The sequence below is a fragment of the Rhodoligotrophos defluvii genome, from assembly GCF_005281615.1.
GTDB lineage: Bacteria > Pseudomonadota > Alphaproteobacteria > Rhizobiales > Im1 > Rhodoligotrophos > Rhodoligotrophos defluvii.
Genome location: NZ_SZZM01000002.1, coordinates 220,122 through 238,630 on the forward strand (window position 1 = coordinate 220,122; position 18,509 = coordinate 238,630).

The window sequence follows — 18,509 nt, forward strand, 5'->3', positions numbered from 1 at the left end:
GACTGGTGAAACAACTTACAGCGACTCAGGTAGCGGGAGAAACGCTGGGAACGGTCTGGGCAACAATTTACAATAGTCTAGGCCGCAGTACGGTCGATTTGAGAGAAAGCCCTCCAGCGCTCACGAGGCTCGCAGCCATTCCCAGGCCTCGGCCAGCTGATAAGATTTGAAGAGGCGCAGCTCGCCCTTCACCACGAGGCTCGCGAGCCGAACACACCACTCCTCCCAAGCGGGCGCGCCGACGATCGCCACCCTTTCAAATCTGCTTCTGAATTTGAAATCAAGCTCCGTGTTCGCCCAAGCAGCGTGGAGGTCCCAGCCGCGAAAATCCTCGTCCATATAGAACAGGACGCGAAGCGTTCCGTAGCGCTGAATCAGGCCTTCCAACCAGGAGACGAGCACGTCGCTGTAGTCTCCACCTGTCAGCTTGCCGGTTGCCCTGATCCCGACAATATCTCCGTTGCTTTCCTTCATGAAATCGATCATCGAAACCTGCTCTTATTAGATCTTGCCGCAACGCTGCAGGACGCTGACCTTTCCGCCAAAGCTCTTCTTCCGCTTCACAGGTGTGAGGCTGTGGCTTATCTACCCCTTCAAGCACCTTGAAGTTCAAGACGACTGGCTGGAAATTTTTTCATGGCCCTGAGGATAGGCGAGTTGGCGCGGATCACCGGCACGACGACGCCGACCATCCGGTATTACGAAGCAATCGGACTTCTGCCGCCGGCGCATCGCGCGTTCGGCGGACAGCGCACCTACGGCCGAGACGACGTGAGGAAGCTGGCATTCATCCGCCGTTGTCGAGAATTCGGCTTTCCGATCGCGCAGGTTCGCGATCTCGTCTCGCTTATGGACGACCAGGAACGATCATGTCGCGAGGCGCGCACCATAGCGGAAGCACATCTGGCAAACCTTCGCAGCAAGCTCGCCGAGATACAGGCGTTGGAGCGCAGTATTCTGGAACTCATAGAAAGCTCCGACAGGCTCTGCCGCTATGGGCCTGGGGCCAATTGTGGCGTCCTCCAGCAATTGGCCGAACCCGAAGATCCTGAGTGGCAATAATCGACGGAGGCAGTGGTCTCCAACGGAAGACTGCCAATGGAGATCTGGCCACGGGCTACAACCGGCACTACCTCGTCTCAGCGCGCGTCTTCGATCCACAGACCAGATCGACCGCAGACCGCGCGATATCGTCGAGCACCTCTCGCGACTGTCCCGCGCGTGCGCGGACCGCAAGCGAATGCATGACAACTGAGAGGAATCGCGACAATGCGACCGTATCCGTTTGCCGCTCGAGTTCTCCGCGCTCGACCGCGATTTGCAGTCTGTTTTCGATGACGCCCTCGAAAGCATCCAAGCTGCCGGACAGAATCGCTCGAATTTCCGGGTGGTTTACGGCCTCCACCGTGGCCGTGCCGATCAGAAAACAGCCGCGCGCCGAGCGCTCACCGGCGAGATAGGTATCGAGTGATCTGGAATAGACCAGATGAAGCCCCTCTTTCAGCGGTCGATCGGGGCTGAGAGCATCGCGCAGCGCCCCCAGACTCTCGTCCCTGTATCGCTCCAGCGTCTTGAGATAGAGCGCCTCCTTGTCGCCGAATGCACCATAGAGGCTAGGCCGATTCATCGATGTGGCGGCGCTGATATCGTCGAGAGATGTTGAGCTGAACCCGCCGTCCCAGAAGACGCACCTCGCCTGCTGGAGCGCTTGATCAGGATCATAGGCGCGCGGTCGCCCGGTTTTCTTGGGGAGTTTCGACATTTGTACTGGTTCGAACAAAATCCGTTGACGCGATCCATTTTATGCGGAATAGTACAAAAGTCCACCTAAGATCTGGTCGCGGTCATCTGACGAGCTGTGGTGACCAGGCCTTGTGGCAAAGATGGAGGTTGCCCGTGAAACTCTATATGCATCCAGGGGCCTGTTCGCTGTCCCCCCACATCGTTTGCAGGGAACTCGGCATCCCGATCGAGCTCATCAATGTGGACCGCGCCACCCACCGGACCAGCGACGGCGAGGATTTCATTCGCATTAACGCAAACGGCTATGTTCCCGTCCTCATGCTGGACAATGGAGAGAAACTGACCGAGGGACCGGCGATCGTGCAGTACCTTGCCGAGCTGCATCCGGAGGGCGGCTTGCTGCCGAGCTCTGGCACGATAGAACGCGCACGGGTCCAATCCTGGCTGAACTTCATCACCTCCGAACTCCACAAGCCGATGGCCATGCTCATGATGCCGCCCTACGCGCCGGCAAAGGCGGCGCTACTCGATCACGTATCGAAGCGGCTCACCTGGCTGAGCAAGCACATGAAGACTCCGTATGTCACCGGCGAAGCATTCACGGTGGTCGACGCTTACCTCTTCGTCTGCCTCAACTGGTCTCCCTGGAACAGTGTTGAGCTTGCGAGATGGCCGGGCCTTCAAGCCTTCATGAAGAGCGTCGGGCAGCGACCGAAAGTTCAAGAGGCGCTCGCTGCCGAGGGCCTCGGACCCTACGGAGATAGCGGCATCTTCTACGCTCCCGTTGCGCGCTCAGAGCAATAGCCGAAGCTGTCTCGCCGATCATGCGACTGATGGATACCGAAACGATATCGCACAGGATCGCATGCAGCAGAAGCTTCGGGAACTGAGGTCGGAAAAAAGTTTGCGGCGCATGTCACACAGGGGGCTTGTGTTTCGTCATGTCATCGCAACCCGCACTATGGAGGAACAGCAATGACCGCCCCGCCCCAACCCGCTCGCCCGCTGCGGTGTGGTCAAGCCACTGATCGGATCACTCTGCTCATCGGCGCGATCAACGCCTTCCGCCGTCTCAATGTCGGGCTCCAAGTCAGACGTGCCGGATCCAGCATCCGGAAGGCGGCGTGATGGTCCCGCAGCCGAACCAGGACGCGGCGGACTCTTTTGATCCGCTGCGTCCGAAATTGACCCGCATTGCCTACCGCATGCTGGGATCGATGGCCGAAGCCGAGGACGTGGTGCAGGATGCCTTCCTGCGCTGGCTCGATGCCGACCGCAGCGCGGTGCGTCAGCCGGAAGCCTTCCTGCGCCGTATCGTCACCCGACTGTGCCTCGACGTGCTGAAATCAGCACGTCGGCAGCGCGAGACCTATATCGGACCTTGGCTGCCCGAGCCTGTTGTGGAGACGGAGCCGGACGAGTTGGACGACGTGACACTGCCGCTGATGATGGCGCTGGAGCGGCTATCGCCGCTTGAACGCGCCGCGTTTCTTCTGCACGACGTGTTCGGCCTCGGGTTCGACGAGGTCGCCGAGACCATCGAACGCGATGCCGCCACCTGCCGTCAGCTCGCCAGCCGCGCGCGCACGCATGTTCGGGCGGGCCGGCCGCGCTTTCCCGTCTCGAAGGAGCGAGGTTTCGAGATCGCCAAGGCTTTTTTTGCAGCATCCCGTGGCGGTGACACCGAGGCCCTTCGGTCGCTGCTTGCCGCGGATGTGACGATTTACTCCGATGGCGGGGGAAAGCGTCCCGCTGCCAGAGCACCGATCGTTGGCATCGAGGAGGCTGTGCAGGTCCATGCTTCGCTCGCGCGGATGTTCGCGCGGAGCATGTCGCAGCTCGTCAGCTTTGAGACGATCAACGGCTTGCCCGGCTTCGTTACGATCGAGGGCGATGGCCTTCCGCAGACCACCGCCCTAGAAATCGTCGACGGCAAGATCATCGCGATCTACATCATGCGCAATCCGGACAAGCTGCGTCACCTTGCGGAAGGAAGCGTTCATTGATGGCTCGGGACGGGCTCTCTCAGCTCCCTGGCAAAAGGCGCTTCTCGTATCGCCAGACTTCGAGCTCGACCACGCCGTCGGGTGTAGGCAATCGGCTGACCACCACGCCCGACCGGCACCACCCGCTTTTCTCATAGAATCGGGCAGCACGCTCGTTGCCGATGGCGCATGCGAGCCAGGCAGTTTCGACCCCGATCTGGCGAAGGCGGGCTTCGGCGTGGGCGATCAGGGTTGAAGCGATGCCTGATCCGCGGGCTTCGCTCCCCACATAAAGCTGATTGAGCTCGTCGCCCTTGAGCAGGTAGAAGCCCAGCGGTGCACCCGCCGGGCCGATCACGGCTGCATCCGCCCGCTCCGCACGCAACGCGCAGTGAAGCTTTCAAGTGTACGATGTCTCGTAAGCTCTTGCGGCAGTCGGTCGGCGTGCGCGTCCTTCCAGCCATCGAACCAAAGCCTGGCAAGCTCGCCCATCTCTGCATCCATGACGGGCCGAGGCGCGGCGGCGCGTGCCGCAAGCTTTCGGGGCGCAAGCCTGAGGTAACTTGCCTCTATGAGCGTCGAGACTTCCCTCCAATCCGTATCCTCATCGAGCACCAGTCCGGCGATATCCGGCCACCAACGAGGACGGAAGAATGGAGGACGCTCAAAATAGTCCGGATCTATCTCGACCCGCGAGGAGCGGAAGGTCAGGACGCATCCCCGACCCTCTATCCCCGTGGCGCGCGCGTAAGCCGGCGGCCATCCCCGGTCGATCATGAGCACATGGGCGAAATTCTTTCCACGAACCGTCCAGCGCGTGCCGGCCCACGCAGATTCTTCGACAGCCTCCGGGAGCGCCAGGCATCGCCAGCGTAGCTCGTCAAGCCATCTGTCGGGAACCGAACCGCGATCGTTGCTCATTGCAGCCCTACCGGTAGTCGAAGGCCATCGCGCTCATCTCTCTGCCAGTTAGTCAACCATAGGCGCTATGGAGTGCGTCTGCTTCAGGCATCGCAGCGCGAAGGTTGACCGCGAATGGCGGATGCCGGGCACCCTGTACAGCTTCTTGCGCAGGAACTCTTCGTAGCCGGCGGTGCCGTTGACGGCCACCTTTATGAAATAATCGTATTCCCCGGTCGTCAGATAGACCTCGAGCACTTCCGGCATTGCCGCCATTGCGCGCCCGAAGCTTTCCAGGATCTCGTCGTCGTGGCGGTCCAGCGTGACCTCTATGATGACCGTCTCCGTCGCGCCAAGCAGCCGCTGGTTCAGCAGGGTAACATAGCCGGTGATATAGCCATCCTGCTCCAGCCGGCGGATTCTCTGCCAGCACGGGCTGGGGGAGAGCCCCACCATCTCGGCCACCTGGCTGTTGGAAAGCCGCGCATTCCCGAGCAGCACCCGCAGAATCTTGCGGTCGATGCGATCCAGCGGTTTGACCATGCGAAGACTCTTCAGAACGATTCTTCTGCAATTATCGCGTTCTGCAGATGAGTTGTCTACTCTCGCGCCTGTTCACGGTCAAAAACGAAAGCCGCTTCCATGCACCTTCCGATAAGTTTCCTACATGGAAGCCGACAGCCAGTTCATACGATTCACCTCGTGCGATCCGCTCAATCACTTGGCCAGAGTGCTGGGCATTGTGCAGCGGATGGGCTTCCTTCTGCAGTCCATGTCGGTCCGCCCCGCCGCCCAAGAGCGGTCAAGCGTAGTGCTGCTCTACCGGCCTGTGGGCACCCTCACCGCCGACACTTTCGTCGCTCGCGTGTCAGTGCTGCCTGGCATCGAAGATCTGTCCCATGGGAGCGAAAGTGAAGTGTGTTAGAATTGGGCAGATAGCGAAAGCGGCAGATATGCATTTCACCCGTCCCGTATGCGGCTCTTCGTTCACGCTTGCCATGCGAAACTCCGTACGTCCTGACCACCGACTTCACGTCCTCGTCGTGAAGGCTTGCGATGACTGAAGAAACATCTGTGCGGTTGCAACTGAGCATCCCGGAGCCTGAATTCCGGCCGGGCGATACGCCGGACTTCTCCCGCGTTCCAATCCCCCAGGCGGGCGCCGTTCGCCGTCCGCCTGTGGACGTAAACCCCGAGGACATCAGAGACCTCGCCTTCACCATCATCCGCGTTCTCGACCGGAAAGGCGAGGCTGTGGGTCCGTGGGCGGAAGACCTGACGCCTGATGAGCTGCGCAAGGGCCTGCGGGACATGCTGACCCTGCGCGCCTATGACGCCCGCATGCTGATGGCGCAGCGCCAGGGCAAGACCTCCTTCTATATGCAGCATCTCGGGGAAGAGGCCGTGAGCTGCGGCTTCCAGCCCGAGCTGAAGCCGGGCGATATGAATTTTCCCACCTATCGGCAGGCCGGCCTCCTGATTGCAAGCGGCTATCCGCTCGTGAAGATGATGTGCCAGGTCTACTCCAATGCGGGCGATCCGGCGCACGGGCGGCAGCTGCCGGTTTTCTATTCCTCCCGCGAGCACGGATTTTTCTCCATATCCGGCAACCTCGCCACGCAGTACACGCAAGCCGTCGGATGGGCGATGGCGTCCGCCATCATGGGCGACCGGAAGATCGCCGCGGGATGGATCGGCGAAGGCGCGACTGCGGAGAACGATTTCCACGCCGCGCTGGTGTTCGCCTCGACCTACAAGGCGCCCGTCGTTCTCAATATCGTCAATAACCAGTGGGCGATCTCGACCTTCCAGGGCATCGCGCGCGGCGGCTCTGGAACCTTTGCCGCCCGCGGGCACGGCTTCGGCATCCCTGCCCTGCGGGTCGACGGCAATGACTATCTCGCCGTGCGCGCGGTGGCGAGATGGGCAACCGAACGGGCGCGGGCCAATCTCGGCCCCACGCTCGTGGAATATGTCACTTATCGGGTCGCCGCCCACAGCACCTCCGACGATCCGACCGCTTACCGGCCCAAGGAGGAAAGCAGCGCTTGGCCGCTCGGTGACCCCATCCTGAGGCTCAAGGGCCATCTGATCGCCCGCGGTGAATGGTCCGAGGAACGCCATGCGCAAGCCGAGGCCGAGATCATGGAGACGGTGATCGCCGCGCAGCGGGAGGCCGAGGCGATCGGCACCCTTCAGACCGGCCGCAAGCCCTCGCCGCGCGACATGTTTGAGGACGTCTACGCCACCATGCCGCCCCATCTGCTGCGGCAGCGCCATGAAGCCGGATATTGATCATGGCTAGGATGACCATGATCGAGGCGATCAGAAGCGCCCATGACCTGGCCATGGAGCGCGATCCGACCGTCGTCGTCTTCGGCCAGGATGTGGGCTTCTTCGGCGGCGTCTTCAGATGCACAGCGGGGCTTCAGCAGAAATACGGCAAGGCCCGCTGCTTCGACACGCCGATCAGCGAGCTGGGAATCGTCGGCACGGCCATAGGCATGGCCGCATACGGCCTGAAACCCTGCGTGGAAATACAATTCGCTGATTACATGTACCCGGCTTACGACCAGATCGTGTCGGAGGCCGCGCGGCTTCGCTATCGCTCGGCCGGCGAGTTCACCTGCCCGCTCGTCATCAGAATGCCCACCGGCGGCGGCATCTATGGGGCACAGACCCACAGCCAGAGCCCGGAAGCGCTGTTTACGCATGTCACCGGCCTGAAGACCGTGGTGCCGTCGACGCCGGCCGACGCCAAGGGCCTGCTGCTGTCGGCCATCGAGGATCCGGACCCCGTGATCTTCCTTGAGCCGAAGCGGCTCTACAATGGGCCCTTCGATGGCCATCATGACCGGCCGATCGTCTCCTGGAAGAATCACGATCTCGGCGAGGTCGAGCCCGGCTATCATCTGACGCCACTCGGCCAGGCAGCGGTTCGGCGGATAGGCCAGGCACTGACGGTGCTTGCCTATGGCACGATGGTGCATGTCGCGCTGGCCGCAGCGGAGGAAAACGGCATCGATGCCGAAGTCATCGACCTGCGTACTTTGCTCCCTCTCGACCTCGACACCATCGTTGCTTCCGTCCGCAAGACGGGCCGCTGTCTCGTAGTCCATGAGGCCACGCTGACCGGCGGATACGGCGCGGAACTCGCAGCACTGGTGCAGTCCAACTGCTTCTTCAGCCTCGAGGTGCCGGTGCAAAGGGTGACAGGCTGGGACACACCTTACCCCCATGCTCAGGAATGGGACTATTTCCCCGGCCCGGCGCGGGTCGGCCGGGCGATGAAGCAGCTTTTGGAGACCTGACATGGGACTGCTCTCGATCCGTGTTCCCGACGTCGGCGAAGGGGTAGCCGAGGCGGAACTCGTCGAATGGCATGTGGCGGTCGGGCAAGACGTTCGCCAGGATGATACGCTCGCGGCCGTGATGACCGACAAGGCAACCGTCGAAATCCCCTCACCCGCGGGAGGAAAGGTGGTCAAGCTCGCGGCGGCCGTCGGCGAGACCGTGGCGGTCGGCGCCGAGCTTGTGCGGCTGGAGGTCGAGGGTGAAGGCAATGTGGCGGAAGAGCCTGCAACGGCCCCGGTCGAGCAGCCGAAACTCGAGGCATCACGGGCAAGGGGTGCCCAGCAAGACGAAGCCCCACCGGTCCATCCGCCTGTTGCGCGTTCGCCCGGCGCCAAGCCACTGGCATCGCCGGCGGTGAGGCTGCGCGCCATTGAAGCGGGCATCGACCTTCGCCTCGTGCCGGGCAGCGGCCCGGCCGGCCGCATTACGCACGAGGATCTCGACGCGTTCGTATCGGGCAAATCGAGCGCTCAGGTCGGCCGCAAGGTCCCCAACGCGGAGATCAGCGAAACCATCATCGTCGGCCTTCGTCGCAAGATCGCGGAGCGCGTTTCGCATGCCTATCGCGAGATCCCCCACTTCGCCATCATCGAGGAAGTGGACGTGACCGCACTGGAGGCGCTGCGTGCCAAGCTGAACGAGGAGCACGCTGACGACAGGCCGAAGCTGACGGTTTTGCCATTCCTCATGCTGGCGATTGTCGATGCGGTGCGCCGACAGCCGGCGCTCAATGCCCATTACGATGCCGAAGCCGGCGTGCTGCGCCAGTTCGGCGGCGTTCACATCGGCATCGCCACGCAGACGGAGGCCGGGCTGATGGTGCCCGTCATACGGCATGTCGAGACGCTGAACCTCTGGGAATGCGCGGAGGACGTGGCTAGCATGTCGAACGCAGCCCGAGAGGGCAAGGCAACCCGCGAGGCGCTGACGGGCTCCTCGATCACCATTTCCTCGCTGGGCCCCCTCGGCGCGCTGGCGACGACCCCGATCATCAATCATCCGGAAGTGGCGATCGTCGGCGTGAACCGCATGGCCGTTCGCCCACACTGGGATGGCACCCGCTTCGTGCCGCGCAAGATGATGAACATCTCCTGCAGCTTCGACCATCGCGTGGTCGACGGCTGGGATGCCGCCGTCTTCGTTCAGCGCTTGAAGGCGCTTCTCGAAACGCCAGCCCTCATCTTTGTGGATGCGTGAGCCATGGCCGAACTGACCTGCAAGCTCCTGGTCATTGGTGCCGGACCGGGCGGCTATCTCTGCGCCATTCGCGCCGGCCAACTCGGCCTCGATACCGTCATTGTCGAAAGTGGCAGGCTTGGCGGCACATGCCTCAATGTGGGCTGCATCCCCTCCAAGGCGCTGATCCACATCGCCGACGAATTCCACCGGCTGAGCGGCAACCGGCAGCTTGAAAGCATGGGCCTGAAGGCCGGCAGGCCCAGCCTTGATCTCGCAACGGCGGTCGGGTGGAAAGACACAATCGTGTCGCGCTTGAACCAGGGCGTCGACGGCCTCCTGCGGAAGGCAAAGGTCAGGGCTATGCTCGGCCGCGCGCGCTTTCTCGATGGCAAGACCGTCGAGGTTCAATCAGATGACGGCAGCCATGTCGTACACGCCGAGGCAGTGGTCATCGCCACCGGTTCAGCGCCGCAGGCGCTGCCGCACCTGCCCTTCGGCGGGCCCATTCTGTCTTCGGCAGATGCTCTGTCGCTTGTGGACGTCCCGAACAGGCTCGCGGTGGTCGGAGCCGGCTATATCGGACTGGAGATCGGGACGGCATTCGCGAAGCTCGGCGCAAAGGTCACCGTGGTCGAGGCGGCTGAGCGCATCTTGCCGCAATATGACGCCGAGCTGACCGCCCCGGTCGCGAGGCGGCTGAAGGACCTCGGCATTGAGGTTTTCACATCGGTTCAGGCCAGCAGATATGACGGAGGCGCCAAGAGCCTCGCGCTTGAGCCGGCTGGCGAGGGACCGAGGCAAATCTCGGCCGATAAGGTGCTGGTGACGGTTGGGCGGCGGCCGGTCGTCGAAGGCTGGGGCTTGGAGGAGCTCCAGCTGGCCATGAACGGCCGATATGTGGCGATCGGCGACCGCTGCGAGACCTCGATGCGCAGTGTGTATGCGATCGGCGACGTTACCGGCGAGCCCATGCTCGCCCATCGCGCCATGGCGCAGGGCAAGATGGTCGCGGAGATTATCGCAGGTCTGCCGCGCAGGTGGTCGGCGCAATGCATTCCCGCCGTCTGCTTCACCGACCCGGAGGTGGTGACCGCGGGTCTCTCCCCGGAACAGGCAAAGCAGGAGGGCATCCAGGTCGTCGCGGGCAGCTTTCCCTTCCGCGCCAGCGGCCGCGCCATGAGCATCGCACGGGAGGACGGCTTCGTCCGTGCCGTCGCCCGCGCAGACAACCATGTGCTCCTCGGCGTGCAAGCTGTCGGTGCCGGAATCTCGGAACTGGCCTCTACCTTTGCGCTCGCGATCGAAATGGGCGCGCGGATCGAAGACATCGCCGGCACGATTCACGCCCACCCGACCATGGGCGAAGCCTTCCAGGAGGCTAGCCTGGCCGCCATCGAGCGCCCCCTCCATTTGTAAGCCAGCCGCGCGCGCGCCTCATGGTCGATGGTGGGTGCAGTATAATTGCCGGCCCTCCATGGATTGGACTGTCGCGCATTGACGCGGCGACAGCGTCCTTGCGCGCCAGTGCGTCATTTGCAAAGCCCATTGTTACGCGCCGCAAAACCGTTAATCGTTCTCACGGGGATCGAACAAGAACGGGGCAGGAACCGGCATGAGCCTTTTGGCCATATCCGAGCAGGCCATCAACGGCTTGATCGTCAGCGCCATTTACGCGCTGACGGCGCTGGGCCTCGCCATCATCTTCGGCGTGCTGCGCATCGTGAACTTCGCCCATGGCGAGTTCTACATGCTCGGCGGCTATGCCTATTACGTCGCGGTGACCACGCTTGGCGTGCCACCGGTCCTCGGCGTCGCGACCGCCGGCTGCGCGCTGATGGTGCTCGGTGGGCTCGTCGAATGGCTGCTCATCCGCCCGGTTCACCAGGGCAAGGTCGACCGGCCGGACGAATACGCCATCATGGTCACTTTCGCCCTGTCGATCCTGCTACTCAACCTGGCCAACAGCGTCTTCGGTCCATGGCCGCAGCGTCCTCAGCCGCTGTTCCGCGGCCGCGTCGAGATCGGCGAGCTCGTGATCAGCGGCGATCGGTTGGCGGCAGCGGGAATGGCGGTCCTGTTGATCACGGTCGTTCTCCTGGCGCTGCGCTTTACCTGGGCCGGCAAGGCGGTGCGGGCCGTGAGCCAGAACCGGCAGGCCGCCGAGATCTATGGCATCAGCGTCGCCCGCGTCGGCCTGATCGCCTTCGGGGTCGGCGCCGCGCTCGCAGGCCTGGCCGGCGCGCTGATCGGGCCGGTCTTCAACGTCACCCCGCCCATGGGCGTGGTCCCGGCAATCAAGGCCTACATCATCGTCGTCCTGGGTGGACTGGGCTCCATTCCCGGCGCCATCATCGGTGCGCTGATCCTCGGCCAGGTCGAAAGCTTCGCCACCATTCTCATTCCCGATCCGAGCCGCGCGCTGGCCTATAAGGACGCCTATGGGCTGCTCGTTCTCGTGCTCATCCTGCTGGTGCGCCCGCAGGGTCTGTTCGGCACCAGGGAGCGGCGGGCATGACGCAGCGCGACCCATGGAAAGCCGCCACCGTTGCCCTGCTGCTCCTGGCCTTCATCGGCCTGCCGCTGTTGGGCCTGACGGAATATTGGATCTACACGCTGACGATCGGCTTCTACTATGCGCTTCTGGCGGCGAGCTGGTCGCTTCTGGTGGGCTATGTCGGGCGCATCAGCTTCGCGCAGGCAGCCATGAGCGGCCTCGGCGGTTATGTCTCCGCTCTCAGCATCGTCTATTTCAACCTGCCGGTGGTCGGCGGATTGGCGCTCGGGGTTCTGCTCGCCGGGATCATCGGCTTTGCGCTGGGTCTGCTGACACTGCGCCTGCATGGCGCCTATCTGGGCCTCACCACCATCGCCTTTGCCGAAATTCTCCGCATCACAATAACTGCCGAGCATGGCGTCACCCAAGGCAGCCGCGGCTTGCGGACGGCCGCGCTCATTCCCGGGGGCACGCGGCTCGACTACTACTATCTTTTCCTCGCCGTCACCGCTTTCTGCCTCGTGCTGATGTGGCTTCTCATCCGATCGCGCATCGGCCTGTTCTTCCAGTCGATCCGCGAGGACGAGGACGGCGCCGCCAGCCTCGGCGTGAACGTCACCCTGTGGAAAGCCTTCGCCTTCGCCTGCTCCAGCGCCTTTGCCGGCCTGGCCGGCGGGCTCTATGCGCATTTCGTCCAGCTCATCGCGCCGTCCATGATGTCGCTGCAGGAAATGGGCTTCATCCTGGCCATGGCCGTGATCGGCGGCTTCCACAACGTGCTCTACGCGGCGCTCGGCGGCGTGCTTCTGCAGACCTTGCTGGAGGCGCTGCGCGAGTTCGGCCAGTGGCGACTGGTCATCTTCGCCCTGGTGGCGATCCTTATGCTGCGCTTCGCGCCCAACGGCCTGTTCGGCACGCTTGCCGCCGCCATGGCGAAAGGGAGAAAACGCCATGGCTGAGCAGCTTGCCATCAGAGGGCTTACGAAGCGGTTCGGCGGGCTGGTCGCGCTCAACGCGATCGACCTCCACATTGCGCCCGGCGAACTGGTGGGCCTGATCGGACCGAACGGTTCCGGCAAGACGACCCTGCTGAACGTCATCAGCGGCTACTACGCCGCCGATGCCGGCGAAGTGCGCTATGACGGGCGTATGATCCTGGGGCTTGCCCCGCATCAGCTCGCCCGGCTGGGCATCGGCCGCTCCTTTCAGGTCACCAAGGTGTTCCGCCGGCTGACCGTTCTGGAGAACATGCTGGTCTCGGGCCTGGCCGACTGGCGGGTGTCGCGCCCGACCGCCGCCGAGCGGGCCATGGCCATCCTCGAGGACTTCCAGCTGACGCGGCTCGCCCACGAACCGGCTGCGACCCTTTCGGGCGGCCAGGCCAAGCTGCTCGAGTTTGCGCGCATCATGATGCTGACGCCGCAGCTGATTCTGCTCGATGAGCCGTTCGGTGGCGTGCATCCGGAATTGAAGAGCTTCATGTACCAGAAGATTCGTGACTGGAACGGAAACGGCATCACCGTCATCCTCATCAGTCACGACATGGGCTCGATCTTCGGCCTGAGCCGCCGCGTGGTGACCCTGAGCTACGGCGACATCATCTGCGACGGCACGCCGGAGGAAACCCGTGCCGACAAAGCGGTGCTGGAAGCCTATCTCGGAGACTCCCAGCATGTTGCTTGAAGTCAAGAATCTGCATGCCGGCTACAGCCGCGACATCGACATCCTGCGCGGTGTCGACGTGATCGCGCGGCCGACCCAGCTCACCACCATCATCGGCGCCAACGGCGTCGGCAAGTCGACGCTGCTGAAAGCCATCATCGGCCAGTTGCGCCCGCACACCGGGACCATCACCTACGGCGACCGGGACCTGACCGCAGTGGAAACGCGTGATCTGGTGCGCATCGGCATCGCCTATGTGCCGCAGGGCCATGCGCTGTTCCAGGACATGACGGTGGCCGAGAATGTCGAGATGGCGACCTGGTCGTTCCGCGGCGACAAGCCCCGTGCCCGCCGTGCGATCGAACGGGTCTATGAACGCGCGCCCTATCTGAAGGAGTTTCGCGGCCGCCGAGCGGGCCTGATGTCGGGCGGCCAGCAAAGGCTGATGCAGCTCGAGCTCGCCCTGATGAGCGATCCCGATCTGCTGCTGATCGACGAACCGACCGTCGGGCTGGACCCCAAGCGGGCGGGCGCGATCTATGCCCATCTGCGCCGCCTGGTGACGGAGGAAGGACGCACCATTCTCATGGTCGACCAGAACGTGTTGGCCGGCACCGATGTCGCCGATTACATCTACGTGCTGGAACTGGGCGCCAACAAGCTGGAAGGCACCAAGGCCACGTTCGATAGCGAATACCGCGAGACCATCGCGGATTGGCTCATCTGACGCGGGCACCTGATCTTCCGCAGACCCCACCGAACCAGACGAAAACACCGCGCGAGGCCTGCCGCGCGGCGCTTCTGGACGCCTTGCCGCCGTTTACTCCGGCTTCAGCACCATCTTGTCGACGGTCGCTTCCGCTCTCGGCCAGAGGATCGCTGCCTCGGACGGCGTCTGGTTCGGCTCCGTATATTGGATGACGAAAATCGGCACCTCAGGCCACTGCTGGAACCGCCAGGCCGGATCCTTGTCCTGCGGGAAATAGATCTCGCCGCGCGTACCCTTCCATCGCAGGTTCCGCAGCGCCTCCTGCAGGGCGGGTCCTTCGGTCGAGCCGGCCGCCTTGATCGCCTCGGCGATGACCATGACACCGTCATAGCCTTCCATCGCCACCGCGTTTGCCGGACGGCCGAACTTCTCCTCGTAAGCCTTGGAGAAGCTGCGCGACAGCTCCGTGTCGGGCTTGCCCGGCAGACCCGCCGGATTGCCGATGACATAGACACCGGCATCACCCATCACTTTCCAGAACTCCGGCTCCAGCACGTCGGAACCGGCCGCGAAGATCGCAGTCTCGGCAGTCGGCGCAAGGCCCAGATCATAGGCCTGACGCAGCATGAGCAGCAAGTTGGAGCCCGTAAAGCCCGCGACGATCAGATCCGGCACCGGGTTGGCGCGCTTGAGTTGCAGAAGCTGCGGTGTGAAGTCGCTCACCGTGCGCTCCGCCGTGAAGGAGGTGACGTTCGCGCCGGTGTCTTTGAGGTTCTTCGTGAACACATCGATGATGCCGAAGCCCCAGTCGGAATTCTCCGAGATGATGGCGATGTTCTTGAAGCCGGCTTCCTTCACCCAATCGGCCGCCTGCGAATAGACGAGCGAGTTGGCCACCGTGATGCGGAACACTTCCGGTATTCCCGCCGCGGTCACGGCATCCGCCCAGCACTCGCCTGCGATGAAGGGAATGTCGTGCTTCTGCGCGACGGGCCCGACCGCGATACAGACCGCGCTATGCGCGCTGCCGGTGACCGCCGCGACGCCTTCGCTGGTGGCCAGGCGCTCGAACGCGGCAACGCCCTTCTCCGGCACGCCCGACGTGTCTTCGACAATGAGCTCCACCCGCTTCCCGAGCAGCCCGCCCTTGGCATTCAACTCCTCCGCCGCGACGATCATGCCGTCGCGGAGGGACTCGCCCGTCTGCACGCCTCCGGGTGGCGAAAGCGGCGCGATGCCGCCGATCTTAATCGTTTCCTGCGACCAGCCGACCGCGGTTCCCGCGAACAAGGCGATGGCCGCCACCGCGCAGAGCTTGCTTAGCTTCTTCATGACATCACCTCCCCTAGAGGACGCACTGTGAGGTGCTGGCGCCATTGCAGGCATCGGAGATTTCCTGGACAAACCGGAAAATCCTCTTCGACCTCGCCCCAGTGTGGGCCGAAGGCGCCTGGCCGGCAATCGCCGAAATGGCCTTGCTCTGTCGCGAATTGCAGCTAAAAGTGCTTCCATAAGCGACAGCGCACGGAGACGGCATGAACCAGGACTTTATCCAGAATCTCCGCCTTCTCTGCAGCTACCACCGCTCGATCACGGAGGTGACGCGCAAGCTCGCGATGAACCGCCAGCAGTTCATGAAGTATCTGGGCGGCGGAGCGTTCCCTTCCAGCAGCAATCTGCGGCGCATTTGCGATTTCTTTGGCGTGGAGGAATACGAGATCCTCATGCCTCACGAGCGCTTCAGCGAGGTCGTTCGCCTGCGCCCGGCCGCTCGGCAGATCACCAGCGAACTGCCCGTCGGCGCCCAGCGGGTGATGCGCCTGGCCATCGCCCAGCACGCGCAGCTCGCCAAATATTGCGGCTACTACTATAAGTATTTCTATTCCTTCTCGACGCCGTCTTTCATTCTGCGCTCGCTTGTCTGCATCTATCAGGACGAGAAGCTGACGCTCTACAAGACGGTGGAGTTGCTCAGCCGGCCGGAGCAGCGCGACGCGAATTCGGATCTGTTCAAATATCGCGGCGTTGTACTGCCGATCGGCGATCGCCTGCACATGATCGACCATGAATCGGTGCTCGGCAACGAGATGTCTCAGACCATCCTCTATCCGCCTTACCGGAACAGAGTCTCCGCCCTCATCGGCCTGATGATCGGCATCACCGCCACGGAAGCGCACCAGCCGGTAGCCGCTCGCGCCGTGCTCGAATATCTCGGCCGTCAGGTCGACAGGCGGAAGGCGATCGCCGGTTGCGGGCTGTTTGCGCAGGACGCGCCGGAGGTGCCCCGGTCCGTCCTGACCTATCTCCGCGAGGCTTCTCCCACCGACAGCTTTCTGATGCGCGCCGGCCCGGACTACGACAAGGTGCGCTCGCCTGCATGACCCGAGGGCTCAGGGCAAGGCGCAGCTTGCCCAGCCCACGGCGGTCATCCGGCCGTCGGACTCCCGGCGGGCCCAGACATCCAGTTCAATCGCCCGCCGGCCATCGGCCTCCTTTGTCACGGAGGTGACAACGCCGGAAAATTCCACGGGATCAAAGACCTGCAGCGTGTTGATGAACTTCATCTTCAGCCACCCTCCCGTGAACCACGCAAGGCCGAACACGCGGGCCATGAGCTCGGCGGCGGCGCCATATTGCTGCTGGCCCTGGACGATCAGCGTCGGAAGCTTGGCGGCCCGAGCGATCTGGAGATCGTTGTGCGTGTTGCGAACGAATTCGCCGATGCGGGAGAACACCGCCGTCTGCTCGGCGGTGAAAATCTTGCGCAGAGGAAGCAGCACGTCGCCTTCGCGGGTGTCGGCGGTCGCCGCCTCGATCTGGCGCGCATCCGCTGGAACCTCGCCCGTGACCCGCCGTTCGGGCGTGGGGCTGGCGCCGCGGCCGGCGATCAGCCCCGGCACCGTGCGCAGGATCTCGACGCCCCGATGGCGCACGATGCTGCGGCCATCCTCGCCGACCGCCTGCGCTTCCATGACCACATAGCCCTGCCCGCGCCGCTCATAGGCGTCCACATAGGTCCCCGACAAGGTCACCCGTTCACCGAGCCTGACCGGGTTGTCGAACCACATCTGCTCCTCGGTGTGGAAGCCCACGGTCTTGCTGGCACCGTAACGGGTGGTGAACAGCTGCACCAGGTCGTTGCCAAGCAGCGCCGGCTGGCCGATCCGCGCGCCGCCGAACGCCGGGCAGCCCTCCAGATACCAGGAGCCGTAATCATCCTGGGTGAACGAGAAGCGCTTGATCTTGTGATCGTCGACCGTGATCGTCACCGGCCCCAGCTGTTCCGGAATCTCGAGATTCTCGAAGACCGGCTCCTTCAGCCCGGCCTCGAGATCCTCGACGGTGACGGCCCGCCGCGGATCGGTCAGGTCGCGCCACGGAGCAGGTGCGGTCGACTGGCTCATTGTCTCGTCCTTACGATTAACATGTCCGGCCAAGTAATGGAGGGCGCAGGCGAAGGCGTCAGAAGGTCAGCCGCGAGGGCAGCACCTTCCGCTTGCGGGCCTCCGGATCATACCATTCGGTCACATTGGCCTTGGTGATCAGCGGTGATTCGAAGGCGATCGTCTTCTGGATCGGCTTGCCGCGCAGAATCTGCACCGCCGCCTCGACACCCTCGACTCCGAAGGGCAGATACTCCCAGACGGCCTCCAGGTCCCCGTTGTAGATGGCCTCCAGCGCTTCGACGGTCAGGCCGTCATAGCCAGTGAACCACATCTGATCCTTGCGGCCCGCCTCCTTGGCGGCGCGCACCGCGCCGAGCGCCATGTCGTCGTTGTGACAGTACACCGCATCGATCTGCTTGTTGGCCTGCAGCATGTCCTCCATGCCTTTAATGGCCTGGGTGCGGTCGTAATTGGCGACGATATGGCCGACGATCTTGATGTCCGGGTGCTTCTCGATCACCTCTCGCCAGCCCTTGCCCCGCTGCTGGTTGATGAGCGAGCCTGGCTTGCCCTCGATCTGGGCCACCATGCCCTTCCCGTTCAGCTTCTTGACGTAGTACTCGCCCGCCGAGCGCGATGTCGCCATGGTGTCGGTGGCGAGATGGCAAGCGAAATCGGTCCCCTCCGCCAGGGGCGAGCTCAGCACCACAATGGGGATCTTGGCCTGGTTGACCTCCTTCACCGCCGGCGTGATCGCCTCGGCGTAATAGGTCGAGATGATGATGAGGTCCACATTGCGGACGATGAGGTCTTCGATATCGCGGATCTGCTTCGCCGGCTGGTCGTGGGCATCGTAGACGACGGCGTTGAGGCCGTATTTCTTGGCGGTCTCCTCGACCCCCGCCTGCTGTTGCTTGATCCATTCGGTGTTGGAGAACGACATCGTGAAGCCGATGGTCTTTCCCTCCACGGCTTGAGCGAAGGACTGGCTCGTCCAGATCGCCGGTGCGGCGGCGAAGGCCGCCCCCGCCGCGCCGACCTTCAGAATATCACGGCGGCTTGCCCGCCTTGGTATCTCGCGCGTCATGTTTCCTCCT

The 18,509-nt window shown here is 63.3% G+C and carries 20 protein-coding genes; 12 read left to right on the top strand and 8 right to left on the bottom strand.

Features of this window, described 5'->3' with window-relative positions; all coding sequences use genetic code 11:
- Positions 1–120: 120 nt before the first annotated feature.
- Positions 121–486 carry a SpoIIAA family protein gene (locus E4P09_RS10160; RefSeq protein WP_137389499.1) on the bottom strand — a complete coding sequence of 122 codons (366 nt, stop codon included), beginning with the start codon at positions 484–486 and terminating at the stop codon, positions 121–123.
- 171 nt (positions 487–657) lie between these two features.
- Here E4P09_RS10160 and E4P09_RS10165 point away from each other — a divergent pair, with 171 nt between their 5' ends.
- Complete coding sequence (locus E4P09_RS10165; protein WP_239025120.1) at positions 658–1,062, top strand: MerR family DNA-binding protein; 405 nt, start codon at positions 658–660, stop codon at positions 1,060–1,062.
- Between the two features lie 67 nt (positions 1,063–1,129).
- On the opposite strand, the gene E4P09_RS10170 is transcribed toward E4P09_RS10165, so the two are convergent.
- Positions 1,130–1,762 carry a TetR/AcrR family transcriptional regulator gene (locus E4P09_RS10170; protein ID WP_137389501.1) on the bottom strand — a complete coding sequence of 211 codons (633 nt, stop codon included), beginning with the start codon at positions 1,760–1,762 and terminating at the stop codon, positions 1,130–1,132.
- A gap of 134 nt (positions 1,763–1,896) precedes the next feature.
- Between E4P09_RS10170 and E4P09_RS10175 the strand changes: the two genes are divergently transcribed.
- Together E4P09_RS10175 and E4P09_RS10180 are read left to right on the top strand one after the other, a co-directional pair.
- Positions 1,897–2,547, top strand: a complete 651-nt coding sequence (locus E4P09_RS10175; protein WP_137389502.1) for a glutathione S-transferase N-terminal domain-containing protein — start codon at positions 1,897–1,899, stop codon at positions 2,545–2,547.
- A 323-nt stretch (positions 2,548–2,870) separates the two neighbouring features.
- Positions 2,871–3,749, top strand: a complete 879-nt coding sequence (locus tag E4P09_RS10180; protein ID WP_137389503.1) for a sigma-70 family RNA polymerase sigma factor — start codon at positions 2,871–2,873, stop codon at positions 3,747–3,749.
- A 19-nt stretch (positions 3,750–3,768) separates the two neighbouring features.
- On the opposite strand, the gene E4P09_RS10185 is transcribed toward E4P09_RS10180, so the two are convergent.
- From E4P09_RS10185 to E4P09_RS10195, 3 genes are read right to left on the bottom strand one after another with little or no spacing between them, the layout of a single operon-like run.
- Positions 3,769–4,086 carry a GNAT family N-acetyltransferase gene (locus tag E4P09_RS10185; protein ID WP_239025121.1) on the bottom strand — a complete coding sequence of 106 codons (318 nt, stop codon included), beginning with the start codon at positions 4,084–4,086 and terminating at the stop codon, positions 3,769–3,771.
- Positions 4,083–4,649 carry an MmcQ/YjbR family DNA-binding protein gene (locus tag E4P09_RS26950; RefSeq protein ID WP_487392613.1) on the bottom strand — a complete coding sequence of 189 codons (567 nt, stop codon included), beginning with the start codon at positions 4,647–4,649 and terminating at the stop codon, positions 4,083–4,085. The genes E4P09_RS10185 and E4P09_RS26950 overlap by 4 nt, the downstream gene beginning before the upstream one ends.
- A gap of 48 nt (positions 4,650–4,697) precedes the next feature.
- The gene (locus tag E4P09_RS10195) at positions 4,698–5,171 is read right to left on the bottom strand and encodes an Lrp/AsnC family transcriptional regulator (RefSeq protein WP_137389504.1); all 474 of its coding nucleotides are present in this window, start codon (positions 5,169–5,171) and stop codon (positions 4,698–4,700) included.
- Positions 5,172–5,684: 513 nt separating this feature from the next.
- Here E4P09_RS10195 and E4P09_RS10200 point away from each other — a divergent pair.
- From E4P09_RS10200 to E4P09_RS10235, 8 genes are all read left to right on the top strand, one after another.
- Positions 5,685–6,923 carry a thiamine pyrophosphate-dependent enzyme gene (locus E4P09_RS10200; protein ID WP_137389505.1) on the top strand — a complete coding sequence of 413 codons (1,239 nt, stop codon included), beginning with the start codon at positions 5,685–5,687 and terminating at the stop codon, positions 6,921–6,923.
- A gap of 2 nt (positions 6,924–6,925) precedes the next feature.
- Positions 6,926–7,939 carry an alpha-ketoacid dehydrogenase subunit beta gene (locus E4P09_RS10205; protein WP_137389506.1) on the top strand — a complete coding sequence of 338 codons (1,014 nt, stop codon included), beginning with the start codon at positions 6,926–6,928 and terminating at the stop codon, positions 7,937–7,939.
- A 1-nt stretch (position 7,940) separates the two neighbouring features.
- Positions 7,941–9,179 (top strand): dihydrolipoamide acetyltransferase family protein, encoded by a 1,239-nt coding sequence (locus E4P09_RS10210; RefSeq protein WP_137389507.1) that lies wholly within the window; start codon positions 7,941–7,943, stop codon positions 9,177–9,179.
- A 3-nt stretch (positions 9,180–9,182) separates the two neighbouring features.
- On the top strand, positions 9,183–10,577 hold the full coding sequence (gene lpdA, locus E4P09_RS10215) for a dihydrolipoyl dehydrogenase (protein ID WP_137389508.1): 1,395 nt from the start codon (positions 9,183–9,185) through the stop codon (positions 10,575–10,577).
- 196 nt (positions 10,578–10,773) lie between these two features.
- Entirely contained in the window at positions 10,774–11,676 is a 903-nt protein-coding gene (locus tag E4P09_RS10220; RefSeq protein ID WP_137389509.1) for a branched-chain amino acid ABC transporter permease, read from the top strand.
- Entirely contained in the window at positions 11,673–12,614 is a 942-nt protein-coding gene (locus tag E4P09_RS10225; protein ID WP_137389510.1) for a branched-chain amino acid ABC transporter permease, read from the top strand. The genes E4P09_RS10220 and E4P09_RS10225 overlap by 4 nt, the downstream gene beginning before the upstream one ends.
- Positions 12,607–13,338, top strand: coding sequence for an ABC transporter ATP-binding protein (locus E4P09_RS10230; protein WP_137389511.1), 732 nt, complete (start codon positions 12,607–12,609; stop codon positions 13,336–13,338). The genes E4P09_RS10225 and E4P09_RS10230 overlap by 8 nt, the downstream gene beginning before the upstream one ends.
- A complete protein-coding gene (locus E4P09_RS10235) occupies positions 13,328–14,044 on the top strand; it encodes an ABC transporter ATP-binding protein (RefSeq protein WP_137389512.1) in 717 nt (238 codons plus the stop codon). Before E4P09_RS10230 ends, E4P09_RS10235 begins: the two co-directional genes overlap by 11 nt.
- A gap of 93 nt (positions 14,045–14,137) precedes the next feature.
- Here E4P09_RS10235 and E4P09_RS10240 read toward each other — a convergent pair whose 3' ends face one another.
- Positions 14,138–15,358, bottom strand: coding sequence for an ABC transporter substrate-binding protein (locus tag E4P09_RS10240; protein ID WP_170984346.1), 1,221 nt, complete (start codon positions 15,356–15,358; stop codon positions 14,138–14,140).
- Between the two features lie 203 nt (positions 15,359–15,561).
- On the opposite strand from E4P09_RS10240, the gene E4P09_RS10245 reads away from it, so the two are divergent.
- Positions 15,562–16,407 carry a transcriptional regulator gene (locus tag E4P09_RS10245; RefSeq protein WP_137389514.1) on the top strand — a complete coding sequence of 282 codons (846 nt, stop codon included), beginning with the start codon at positions 15,562–15,564 and terminating at the stop codon, positions 16,405–16,407.
- 9 nt (positions 16,408–16,416) lie between these two features.
- Here the strand turns inward: E4P09_RS10245 and E4P09_RS10250 are convergent, their stop codons facing one another.
- Together E4P09_RS10250 and E4P09_RS10255 are read right to left on the bottom strand one after the other, a co-directional pair.
- The gene (locus E4P09_RS10250) at positions 16,417–17,430 is read right to left on the bottom strand and encodes a hotdog family protein (protein WP_137389515.1); all 1,014 of its coding nucleotides are present in this window, start codon (positions 17,428–17,430) and stop codon (positions 16,417–16,419) included.
- A gap of 58 nt (positions 17,431–17,488) precedes the next feature.
- On the bottom strand, positions 17,489–18,499 hold the full coding sequence (locus E4P09_RS10255) for a substrate-binding domain-containing protein (RefSeq protein WP_137389516.1): 1,011 nt from the start codon (positions 18,497–18,499) through the stop codon (positions 17,489–17,491).
- Positions 18,500–18,509: the final 10 nt, after the last annotated feature.